This is a genomic window from Streptomyces sp. I05A-00742 (assembly GCF_013055795.1).
Lineage (GTDB): Bacteria > Actinomycetota > Actinomycetes > Streptomycetales > Streptomycetaceae > Streptomyces.
On the sequence record NZ_JABETO010000006.1, the window covers coordinates 228,376 to 239,845 of the forward strand.

At 69.7% G+C, this 11,470-nt stretch carries 8 protein-coding genes and 1 riboswitch; of the genes, 5 read left to right on the plus strand and 3 right to left on the minus strand.

The window, feature by feature from the left end; genetic code table 11:
• Positions 1-22 precede the first annotated feature (22 nt).
• A riboswitch (TPP riboswitch) is annotated at positions 23-157 on the plus strand.
• Both thiC and HN013_RS08705 read left to right on the plus strand, forming a co-directional pair.
• The gene (thiC, locus tag HN013_RS08700; RefSeq protein WP_212764097.1) at positions 152-1,945 is read left to right on the plus strand and encodes a phosphomethylpyrimidine synthase ThiC; all 1,794 of its coding nucleotides are present in this window, start codon (positions 152-154) and stop codon (positions 1,943-1,945) included. Its footprint overlaps the riboswitch before it by 6 nt.
• A gap of 76 nt (positions 1,946-2,021) precedes the next feature.
• Positions 2,022-3,326, plus strand: coding sequence for a VWA domain-containing protein (locus HN013_RS08705; RefSeq protein ID WP_171164799.1), 1,305 nt, complete (start codon positions 2,022-2,024; stop codon positions 3,324-3,326).
• 34 nt (positions 3,327-3,360) lie between these two features.
• Here the strand turns inward: HN013_RS08705 and HN013_RS08710 are convergent, their stop codons facing one another.
• The 3 genes from HN013_RS08710 to HN013_RS08720 form a co-directional block, all read right to left on the minus strand.
• Positions 3,361-4,263, minus strand: a complete 903-nt coding sequence (locus HN013_RS08710) for a hypothetical protein (RefSeq protein WP_171164801.1) — start codon at positions 4,261-4,263, stop codon at positions 3,361-3,363.
• Positions 4,264-4,442: 179 nt separating this feature from the next.
• On the minus strand, positions 4,443-5,600 hold the full coding sequence (locus tag HN013_RS08715) for a metallophosphoesterase (RefSeq protein WP_171164803.1): 1,158 nt from the start codon (positions 5,598-5,600) through the stop codon (positions 4,443-4,445).
• A 292-nt stretch (positions 5,601-5,892) separates the two neighbouring features.
• Positions 5,893-7,005 carry a LacI family DNA-binding transcriptional regulator gene (locus HN013_RS08720; RefSeq protein WP_171164805.1) on the minus strand — a complete coding sequence of 371 codons (1,113 nt, stop codon included), beginning with the start codon at positions 7,003-7,005 and terminating at the stop codon, positions 5,893-5,895.
• A 457-nt stretch (positions 7,006-7,462) separates the two neighbouring features.
• On the opposite strand from HN013_RS08720, the gene hisC reads away from it, so the two are divergent.
• From hisC to cydB, 3 genes are all read left to right on the plus strand, one after another.
• Positions 7,463-8,542 carry a histidinol-phosphate transaminase gene (gene hisC / locus HN013_RS08725; protein WP_171164807.1) on the plus strand — a complete coding sequence of 360 codons (1,080 nt, stop codon included), beginning with the start codon at positions 7,463-7,465 and terminating at the stop codon, positions 8,540-8,542.
• A 303-nt stretch (positions 8,543-8,845) separates the two neighbouring features.
• Entirely contained in the window at positions 8,846-10,429 is a 1,584-nt protein-coding gene (locus HN013_RS08730) for a cytochrome ubiquinol oxidase subunit I (protein ID WP_171164809.1), read from the plus strand.
• A gap of 28 nt (positions 10,430-10,457) precedes the next feature.
• Positions 10,458-11,459, plus strand: coding sequence for a cytochrome d ubiquinol oxidase subunit II (gene cydB, locus HN013_RS08735; protein ID WP_171164811.1), 1,002 nt, complete (start codon positions 10,458-10,460; stop codon positions 11,457-11,459).
• Positions 11,460-11,470: the final 11 nt, after the last annotated feature.

Genomic DNA, 11,470 nt, shown 5'->3' on the forward strand with positions numbered 1-11,470 from the left:
GTAGGCGCTAGCGTTGTGCCACCTTTGCAATCGCGGGAGCTCGGAGCACCGGGCTGAGAGGGCGCTGACCTCCGTACGAACGGTACGGAAACCGCTGCGTCGACCGCTGAACCTGTTACCGGGTAATGCCGGCGTAGGGAGTTACGGTCTTATGACCTCGCAGGACGCACGCACGTCTGCCGACCCGTCCATCACCCGACCGACGGCGGAGCGCACCGGGCAGATCGGCTGGCACAAGGACTACGTCACCGGCTCCCGCCCGGACCTCCGGGTCCCGGTGCGCCGGGTGCACCTGACCAATGGACAGGACGTACGGCTGTACGACACCTCGGGCCCCTACACGGACCCGGACGTCACCACGGACGTCCGCCGGGGCCTGCCGCCGCTGCGCGAGAACTGGATCATCGGCCGCGGGGACACCGAGGAGTACGCGGGGCGCCCGATGCGCCCGGAGGACGACGGCATCAAGCACACCTCGCCGCGCGGTGGCCTCAAGAACCTCGACGCCGTCTTCCCGGGCCGCCCCCGGCTGCCCCGTAGGGGACGTCCCGGCACCGCCGTGACCCAGCTCGCCCAGGCCCGGCGCGGCGAGATCACCGAGGAGATGGAGTACGTCGCCCTCCGGGAGGGCGTCTCCCCGGAGACCGTCCGCGAGGAGATCGCGGCCGGCCGCGCCGTGCTCCCGGCCAATGTGAACCACCCCGAGACCGAGCCGATGATCATCGGCAAGAAGTTCCTGGTCAAGGTGAACGCCAACATCGGCAACTCGGCCGTCACCTCCTCCATCGAGGAGGAGGTCGAGAAGATGACCTGGGCCACCCGCTGGGGTGCGGACACGGTCATGGACCTGTCCACCGGCCGCAACATCCACACCACCCGCGAGTGGGTGCTCCGCAACTCCCCCGTCCCCATCGGCACCGTGCCGCTCTACCAGGCGCTGGAGAAGGTCGACGGCAGGGCCGAGGAACTCACCTGGGAGATCTACAAGGACACGGTCATCGAGCAGGCCGAACAGGGCGTGGACTATATGACCGTCCACGCCGGCGTGCTCCTGCGCTACGTCCCGCTCACCGCGCGCCGGAAGACGGGCATCGTCTCCCGCGGCGGTTCGATCATGGCCGCGTGGTGCCTGGCGCACCACAAGGAATCGTTCCTGTACGAGAACTTCGAGGAGCTCTGCGAGATCCTCGCGGCCTACGACGTCACCTACTCCCTCGGCGACGGCCTGCGCCCGGGTTCGATCGCGGATGCGAACGACGAGGCACAGTTCGCCGAGCTGCGGACCCTGGGCGAGCTCAACACAATCGCCAAGCGCCACAACGTGCAGACGATGATCGAGGGCCCGGGCCATGTCCCGATGCACAAGATCAAGGAGAACATCGACCTCCAGCAGGAGATCTGCGAGGAGGCCCCGTTCTACACGCTCGGCCCGCTGACCACGGACGTCGCCCCGGCGTACGACCACATCACCTCGGGCATCGGCGCGGCGATGATCGCCTGGTGGGGCACCGCGATGCTCTGCTACGTCACACCGAAGGAGCACCTGGGCCTGCCCGACCGCGACGACGTCAAGACCGGCGTCATCACCTACAAGATCGCCGCCCATGCGGCCGACCTCGCCAAGGGCCACCCGGGCGCCCAGGAATGGGACGACGCCCTCTCGGACGCGCGCTTCGAGTTCCGCTGGGAGGACCAGTTCAACCTGGCCCTCGACCCGGACACCGCCCGCGCCTTCCACGACGAGACGCTGCCCGCCGAGCCGGCGAAGACGGCCCACTTCTGCTCGATGTGCGGTCCCAAGTTCTGCAGCATGAAGATCTCCCAGGACATCCGCCGTGAGCACGGCGGCGACCTGGGCGCGGCCGGCATCGAGGCCGGGATGCGGGCCAAGTCGGAGGAGTTCGCGGCGTCGGGCAACAGGGTGTACCTGCCGCTCGCCGAGTGAGGACGGACGGGGGAGCCCCGGTTGACGGGGCTCCCCCGGATTACGTGCTTCCTGCATTTTTGGCCAGACTGGCCGGATGAATGCCATATCCCTGAGCAAGGGCGCCAACTGTGTGGTGCCCGTGTCCGCCGTGCATGCCGTGCTCAGCTGGAAGGAAAAGCCAGGTGCGCCGGATGTTGACGCAACGGCCCTGCTGCTGACCGCCGACGGCGTGGTGCGCGACGACGGTGACTTCGTCTTCTACAACCAGCCGCGGCACGCCTCCGGCGCCGTCGCGCACCGGGGCAAGCGGTCGGACGCCGGCCTGGTCACCGATGGCGTCGCGGTCGATCTGGGTGGGCTGGAGCCGGGGATGGAGCGGGTGGCGCTGTGCGCCTCGGCGGACGGCGGGACGTTCGGTGGGGTCGCCGGACTGACGCTGGAGCTGCTGGACGCGGCGACGGGAGCCGGGCTCGCCCGCTTCGAGATGACTGCGGGTCCGGAAACCGCCATGGTGTTCGGGGAGTTGTACCGCCGGGGCGGGCAGTGGAAGTTCCGCGCGGTCGGACAGGGGTACGACACCGGGCTGGCCGGGCTCGCCACCGACTTCGGCGTCGCCGTCGAGGAGGAGCCCGCGGCCGTACCCGCACCGGCAGCCCCTGCCGAGGAGCGCCTGCCGATCGACATGCGTAAGCGGCTGGCGCTGCGCAAGGAGCAGGTTTCGGTCAGCCTCAGAAAGCGCGGTGCCGACGGGATGCGGGCGCGCGTGATCCTGGTGCTCGACGCATCGGGGTCGATGATCGATCTGTACGCGGGCGGCGTGGTCGCCGACGTGGTGGAGCGGATGGCGGCCGTCGCCGCCCAGTTGGACGCGGACGGCGCGATGCAGGCATGGGTCTTCGCCGACCGGCCGGCCCGGCTGCCCGACCTGCGGCTGAGCGAACTGCCCGAGTGGATCGCCCTGCACGTGCGGATGGAGAACCCCTGGGAGTACGAGGAGCGGGAGCGTCGTCCCGGGCAGGTCGACATGTACAGCATCGGCGGCGGGAACAACGAGCCGAAGGTGATCGCCAAGATCCGCGCGGACGTCCGGGAGAACCCGTCCGCCGAGCCCACCCTCGTGCTGTTCTTCTCCGACGGCGGAGTGTACGAAAGCGACAGGATCGAACGGCAGCTCCGCGCGGCCGCGAAGGAGCCCGTCTTCTGGCAGTTCGTGGGGCTGGGCGATGCCGATTACGGGATGCTGGAACGATTCGACACCCTGCCGAATCGTTCCATCGACAACGTCGGCTTCTTCTCCCTGGACGACATCACCACCGTTTCCGACCAGGACCTCTACGACCGGCTGTTGTCCGAATTCCCGTCCTGGACGGCAGCGGCGCGGCAGGCGGGCATCCTCTGACCGTGCGAGGCGTACCCCTGATGCCCCGGTGGTCTCACTCGCTCCGCCGGTCCGACCCGCCGAACTCCGGACCCGTGTAGTCCGGGCTTGTGAAGCTGGGCCGGGTGTGCGGGCTCGGCCGCTCCTCGTGACTGGAGAACCCCGGGCTGGAGAAGCCGAGGTGCGGGGTGTGACCGTGGCCCTCCCGCCGTCCGGGGACGTACGAGGAGTCGGGCTCCGCGGGCGCGTTCGCCAGCGTCTCGCGCAGGAAGGGCAGGATGCCGCGGCGCAGCAGGGCCTCGCGCCAGGCGTCCCGGGCGCGGTCCGTCTCCGCGGTGAGCCGGGCGAGCGAGCCGCCGGACGCTCCCTGCCCCGGGGCGCCCGGGCGGCCGTTGCGCAACGCCGTGAGCAACAGTGCGCCCATGGCGACCAGCGCGCCCGCGGCGGTCAGACCGGCGAACCACCAGCCCGCGGTCACCATCGGCCGGGACACCGAGCCGTTGGTCCCGACCGCCTTCAGGGCGTAGCCGATGAGGAGGAAGAGGAACGCGGCTATTCCCGCGAGGACCGGGGCCAGCACGGTGAGCACCGCGCCCGCTCCCGCCCCCTCGGAGGCCGCGACGGGCCCCGTGCCGGGCTCCCGGCCGTCGGGCCCTTCGCTGTCGCGACGGCCCCGGCCGGCGCCCACGGGCTGGGAACGGACCGCGGCGGAACGGTCGCGCAGTTCTTCGCGCGCTCTGACGAATATCCGGTACTCCGTCAGGGCACGGGCGGAAATGGCGTCCATGGCCAGGACGGCAGAAGCACGCAGCCGCTCGGTGTCGAGCCGCTGTCCTTCCGCGGCGATCAGGGCGCTGATCTCCGGGTCCCGGTCCACCGAGCGCAGTGCCAGGTCCAGGACCCGCTCGAATTCCGGACGGTCCTCGGCCGGCAGGTGCGGAGCGCTGTTCATGTGCATCCCCCGATGCTCCGTAGGGCCCTTGGCGCGGGCGGCGCCTGCATGGGGCGGAAACGGAGGAGAGCCTGCTACGGATAAGCCGATGGTAGAGCCGCACCGGCGCGGGGTGACAGTGCGTTTCGCGAATTCCCCCGCGGTGGTGGGACTCCCAACCTGCCCATGATCCGGTCGGATAATCCTCAGCCGGTCAGTGGCAGTTGGACCACCAGCAGCTTTCCGGCCATCGTGACACCACCGTCCATGGCGAGGGCCAGCCCTTCCGCATACAGGTGCGGACCCTCCACGACCGGAGCGCTCTCCTCCCCTTCGGCGTCCTCCCCCGGTACCTCCCCGAGGAGGTAGGGGATGGGGCTGTGGCCGTGTACCACGCGGCTGCCGCCGTACGTCTCCAGCAGTTCGCGGGCGGCGAGGGAGCCCGACTCGTCGCGGAAGGCGAAGCGCTTGGTGAACTTCCGGAAGAGGTCCCAGCACTCGTCGGGATCGTTGCGCTGGAGCGCCTCGGTCACCGCGTCGTTGACGGCCTCGATCGAGTCGCCGTACTCCAGGTACGCGGTGGTGTCGGAGTGGACGAGCAGGTGCCCGTCCTCCTCGGCCATCGCGTCGAGCCGGGACATCCACTGGAGGTGGTGGTCCTCCAGCCGCTCCATGTCGGTGCGCTGGCCGCCGTTGAGCAGCCAGGCGGCCTGGAAGGAGGCCGTTCCGGCACCGGAGTTGACGGGGGTGTCGCCGAACCGCTTGGCGCCGATGAGCAGCAGCTCGTGGTTGCCCATGAGCGCCTTGCAGTAGCCGCCGGCCGCCGCGGCCTCGGCGGAGAGCCGCATCACGAGGTCGATGACGCCGACGCCGTCGGGGCCCCGGTCGGTGAAGTCGCCGAGGAACCACAGCCGGGTGTTGCCGGCCGCCCAGTGGCCGTGGGCGTCGACGATCCCCTGCTCGGCGAGGGCCGCGTACAGCTCGTCGAGGTAGCCGTGGACATCGCCGACGACGTACAGCGGGCCGGGGCCGCCCGGCACGGGGTGGCTCTGGGGAGCGGTGATCGGGGTCAGCTCGACGGTCGGCACGTCGCTGGGGGCCTCGCCGTACGGCTGCGGCTGCCGGGGCTCGATGACCGGCAGGTCACGGGCGGTGGGTGTGTAGCCACCGAGGTGCGCGTGGTCCTCGTCGCCGAGGTGCGCGGGCGGCAGCGGATGGGTGTACGCCGGAAGGGGCGGGTGGGTGTGTTCAGACAGGGGCGGGTGGGTGTGTTCGGGCAGGGGAGGGGGAGCGGCGTACCCCGGGTACGGCGTCATCGCCTCCGTGGTCCGTACCGCAGGTCCCTGTCCGGCCCCCTGAGCCATCGACCCCTCCACCGTCGCGCCGCAGTGCACCTTGTGGACCCTGCCTGGTCGCGGCGGCCCGTGGTGTCGTGCGCCCATCATAGGAATGACCGTCGCGGCTTGTGACGCACCAGGGGCCGTCAATCGGGGAGGGAGCCCGGGATCGCCGGTCTTTTGCCCGGTATTGCCTGTTTCGCGCCCTCTGGTCGAGGCGCTCTTGTGTGGTGACCCATAGAGGGTGCGCTGTTGACGGTCGCCGTCGGCGCGGTATTGGTGGCCCGCGTGCGGACGGTGTGCCGGGCGCCGGGGGCGGTCAGCCGCCGGCGGATCCGCGCGGGGCGCCGACCGTGGCGCGTGGCGGGCGCCGCTCGGACGAGGTCCGCACGATCAGCTCGGTGGATATGACCTGTTCCACCGGTCGCCCGTGGTCCAGCCCCTCGATCGCGTCGATGAGGAGCTGCACCACGGCCGTGCCGATGCGCCGCGGCTTGAGCGAGAGGGTGGTGATCGGCGGCTCGGTGGTGGCGTAGACCGTGGACTCGCTGCAGCACACGAGCAGCAGGTCATCGGGGACGTGCAGGCCGTAGCGGCGGGCGGCGGCCAGCAGGTCGGTGCCGTTGGGGTCGAAGAGCCCGTACACCGCGTCGGGCCGGTCCGGGCGGGCGAGCAGCCGGTCGGCTGCCACCGCACCGGCGCACGGGTCGTGCGCCGGGTATTCCTCGTAGACCGGGTCCTGACCGCTCCGCTCGCACCAGTGCAGGTAGGCGTGGGTGGAGAGGCGGGTGTAGGTGTCGGTGGACGTCCCGGTGAGCAGTCCGATCCGGCGGGCCCCCGCGGCGGCCAGGTGGTCGAGGATGCCCAGGACGGCGGCCTCGTGGTCGTTGTCCACCCAGGCGGTGACGGGCAGCGTGCCCGCTGGACGCCCGTCGGATACCACGGGGATGCCCTGGCGGACCAGCTCCGAGACGACGGGGTCGTGGTCGGACGGGTCGATCACCACGGTCCCGTCGAGGGCGACGTTGGACCAGACGTCGTGGCGGGAGGTCGCGGGCAGGATGACCAGGGCGTAGCCGCGGGCGAGCGCGGCGGAGGTGGCGGCTCTGGCCATTTCGGCGAAGTAGGCGAACTCGGTGAAGGTGAAAGGTTCATCCCCGTATGTGGTCACGGTCAGGCCGATCAGGCCCGATTTGCCCGTACGGAGGGTGCGGGCCGCGGCGGAGGGCCGGTAGCCCAGCCGGTCGGCGACCTCGCGGACGTGGCGGCGGGTCGCGTCCGGCAGCCGGCCCTTGCCGTTGAGCGCGTCGGAGACGGTCGTGATCGAGACACCGGCGGCGGCGGCCACATCACGGATGCCCGCCCGTCCCTGCCGGGTGCCCCGCCGGGCGTTCTCCGTCCGGCTCACTTGGTGCTTCCCTGCTGCTGTCATGGCGAGCCGATAGTAGGGCTCGGGTGGTCCCTGGGCGGGGCGCCATATTTTGGAGTTGACAGGTACGTTTCTGCATGCCGGAAACCTGCCAATGACCATGGAAATACAGGTCGTTGACCTAGGTCACAGTCAACCGTTGGCCCCTGGCATATCTACGTCTGATGAAGGTGCCAGGTCTCGAAGAGGTCTCAACTCACCTTCACGAGGGACGCGCGCCAGGGCGCCCGCCACGGCGCGCGCCCACAGGACTGGCGCGTCCAAGGCTCTGGACGCCACCCGGGGCAATCCTCATAAGGTGTGCAGTATTCACGTCGACGCAGATGTGACGCAGATGTGCGGCATGTCTGTTGCCCCATGTGATGCCTGTTGCCCCACGTGCCCACGTGCCCCCACGTGTGCTGAAGAGTGCGGAATCCCGGATGGCCGGATGCGCACGGGATGCGGAGGAGGACCCGCGGTGACCGAGAAGACCCCCAGGCTGCGCCCCGAGCTGGACGGCGTCCCGACCTACAAGCCCGGCCGGCCGGCCGCGAAGGACGGCCCGGTCGCCTACAAGCTGTCCTCCAACGAGAACCCGTACCCGCCGCTGCCCGGTGTGCTGGAGCGCGCGGTCGCCACCGTCGGGCAGCTCAACCGCTACCCGGACATGGCGTGCACCGGCCTGATGGCCGAGCTCGCGGACCGCTTCGACGTGCCGATCTCCCACCTGGCCACCGGCACCGGCTCCGTGGGCGTCGCCCAGCAGCTCGTCCAGGCCACCGCGGGCCCGGGCGACGAGGTCATCTTCCCCTGGCGCTCCTTCGAGGCGTACCCGATCATCGTCCAGGTCGCGGGGGCCACTCCGGTCCCGGTCCCGCTGACCGAGGACGACGCGCACGACCTGGACGCGATGGCCGCCGCGATCACCGACCGGACCCGGTTGATTTTCGTCTGCAACCCCAACAACCCGACCGGCACGGTGGTGCGCCGGGCGGAGCTGGAAGCGTTCCTCGACCGGGTCCCGGCCGATGTGCTGGTGGTGCTGGACGAGGCGTACATCGAGTTCATCCGGAACGAGGAGGTGCCCAACGGCATCGACCTCTACCGGACCCGGCCGAACGTCTGCGTACTGCGGACCTTCTCCAAGGCGTACGGGCTGGCAGGACTCCGGGTCGGCTTCGCGATCGCGCACGAGCCGGTCGCCGCGGCGCTGCGGAAGACCGCGGTGCCGTTCGGTGTGACGCAGGTGGCGCAGGAGGCCGCCATCCTCTCGCTGCGCAGCGAGAAGGAGCTGGGGGAACGGGTGGACGCGCTGGTGGCGGAGCGGACCCGGGTGATCGAGGGGCTGGTGAGCCAGGGCTGGCCGGTGCCGGACACACAGGCGAACTTCGTCTGGCTGCGGTTGGGTGAGCGTACGGAGGAGTTCGCCGCGGCCTGTGAGCGCGCGGGCGTGATCGTGCGGCCGTTCGCGCCGGACGGTGTGCGGATCACGATCGGCGAGACCGAGGCCAACACGATCTTCCTGCGGGCGGCCGAGGAGTTCCGCAAGGGGCTGTAGCCGGCCCGGCCGCCGGGCACTTCCGGGCGCCGCGTACCTCTTCGACGAGGGGTGCGCGGCGCTTTTGTATGCCCGCGACCGGCGGCGGAGAGCGCGGTTCCGCTGCCGCAAGGGTCCAAGGGGGTACCCCGCCTACTTGTCCGAAAAGCAGGTGCGTCATAATTGCTTGTGAATGTGAACGCGTTCACAAGCTCGCCCTTTATGCGCCCTTTCATCCGGGCGTAGCGGGGCAAAACGCCGACGGATCCGCCGGTGAAGCACCGGTACGAGGTACCGGTGACGCAAGACGCAAGGAGGGACCGAGTGAACCTGGCTCTGGCGCCGGAGACGCTGGCGCGCTGGCAGTTCGGCATCACCACCGTCTATCACTTCCTCTTCGTCCCCCTCACGATCAGCCTGGCGGCGATCACCGCAGGACTGGAGACGGCCTGGGTCCGTACGGGCAAGGAGAAGTACTTCCACGCCACCAAGTTCTGGGGGAAGCTCTTCCTGATCAACATCGCGATGGGGGTGGTCACCGGCATCGTGCAGGAGTTCCAGTTCGGCATGAACTGGTCGGACTACTCCCGCTTCGTCGGTGACGTCTTCGGGGCGCCGCTCGCGATGGAGGCGCTGCTGGCGTTCTTCTTCGAGTCCACCTTCATCGGCCTGTGGATCTTCGGCTGGGACAAGCTGCCCAAGAAGATCCACTGCGCGTGCATCTGGATCGTCGCCCTCGGCACGATCCTCTCCTCGTACTTCATCCTGGCCGCCAACTCCTGGATGCAGCACCCCGTCGGCTACACCGTCGACAAGGCGACCGGAAAGGCCCAGCTCACCGACATCTGGGCGGTCCTCACCCAGAACACCACCCTGGTCGTGGTCTTCCACACCCTGACCGCCGCCTTCCTCACCGGCGCGGCCTTCATCGTCGGTATCTCCTCCCTCCACCTGTGGCGTGCCAAGCGCAAGCAGCTCAAGGGCGAGGAACTGGGCGAGAAGCAGCGGAAGCAGCTCCCCGCGATGCTCGCCTCGCTCCGCGTCGGCCTGGTCGTCGCGGTGATCGCCGGCATGGGCACCGCGATCAGCGGTGACCAGCTCGGCAAGGTCATGTTCGAGCAGCAGCCGATGAAGATGGCCGCCGCCGAGGCCCTGTGGGAGACCCAGTCACCGGCGCCGTTCTCGGTCTTCGCGGTCGGTGATGTGTCCAAGGGGCACAACAGCGTCGAGATCGAAATACCGGGTCTGCTCTCCTTCCTCGCCCACAACAACTTCACCGACTCCGTGCCCGGCATCAAGGACACGGCCGCCCGGGAGGCGGCGCTCTACGGCGGCAGTCCGGACGACTACATCCCCAGCATCTTCATGACCTTCTGGGGCTTCCGCCTCATGATCGGCTTCGGGATGACCTCGTTCGTCGCCGGTCTCGTCGGCCTCTGGACCACGCGCCGGAAATTCTGGCTCGCCCCCGAACACCGCCCCGGCGAGGGCGAGATCCCGAAGCTGATGCTCACCAAGCACCGTGAGATGGGCCCCTTCCTCACCAAGTGGTCCTGGCGTATCGGCGTCCTCACCATGGGCTTCCCCCTGATCGCCAACTCCTTCGGCTGGATCTTCACCGAGATGGGCCGCCAGCCCTGGGCCGTCTACGGGCTCATGAAGACCGGCGACGCGGTGTCGCCGGGCGTCGGCCAGGGCGAAGTGCTCACCTCCCTGCTGGTCTTCACCGGGCTGTACGCCGTGCTCGCCGTGGTCGAGGTCAAGCTCCTGGCCAAGTACGCCAAGGCCGGGCCGGACACGGACGAGAAGCCCCCGGCCAAGGACCCCCGGCTGCGGTTCCCCTCCGGAGGGACGGGCGCCGACGGGGCCGCCGAGGAAGCCGACAAGCCGATGACCTTCGCCTACTGACGCGGCCGGCGGAAACGGAGAACCGACCATGCACCTCCACGACTTCTGGTTCCTGCTGATCGCGGTCCTGTGGACCGGCTACTTCTTCCTCGAAGGGTTCGACTTCGGCATCGGTGTGCTGACCAAGGCGCTCGCCAGGGACCGTGCCGAACGGCGTGTGCTGATCAACACCATCGGTCCCGTCTGGGACGCCAACGAGGTCTGGCTGATCACGGCCGCCGGCGCGACCTTCGCGGCCTTCCCCGACTGGTACGCCACCCTCTTCAGCGGCTTCTACCTCCCCCTCCTCGCCATCCTGGTCGCCCTGATCGTGCGCGGCGTCGCCTTCGAGTACCGCCACAAGCGCACCGGTGAGCGCTGGCAGCGCAACTGGGAACACGCGATCTTCTGGTGCTCGGTGATCCCCGCCTTCCTCTGGGGTGTCGCCTTCGCCAACATCGTGCGCGGCGTGCCGATCGGCCCGGACAAGAACTACACGGGCGGCCCGTTCGACCTGCTGAGCCCGTACGCCCTGCTGGGCGGCCTCCTCACGCTCGTCCTCTTCACCTTCCACGGGGCGCTGTTCGCCGCGCTCAAGACGGTCGGCGACATCCGCCGCCGGGCCCGGAGGTTCGCCGGTCTGTCCGGGCTGGCCGCCGGGGCCCTCGCGGTGGGCTTCCTGGTCTGGACCCAGGCCGAGTCGGGCAACGGCCGCAGTCTGCCCGCCCTGGTCGTGGCCGTGGCGGCCCTGGTGGCCGCGCTGGTGATGAACCGGCTCGGCCGGGAGGGCTGGGCGTTCGCCCTGTCCGGGATCACCGTCGTCGCCGCCTTCGCCATGATCTTCCTCGCCCTCTTCCCGGACGTGATGCCCTCCTCCACCGATGTCCGGTGGAGCCTCACCGTCACCAACGCGGCCTCCAGCCCCTACACGTTGAAGATCATGACCTGGGTCGCGGGCTTTATGACGCCCGTGGTCCTGGCCTACCAGGCATGGACGTACTGGGTCTTCCGCAAGCGGATCGGCACCCAGCACCTCCCGGCCGCGCACTGAGGGACGGCAGC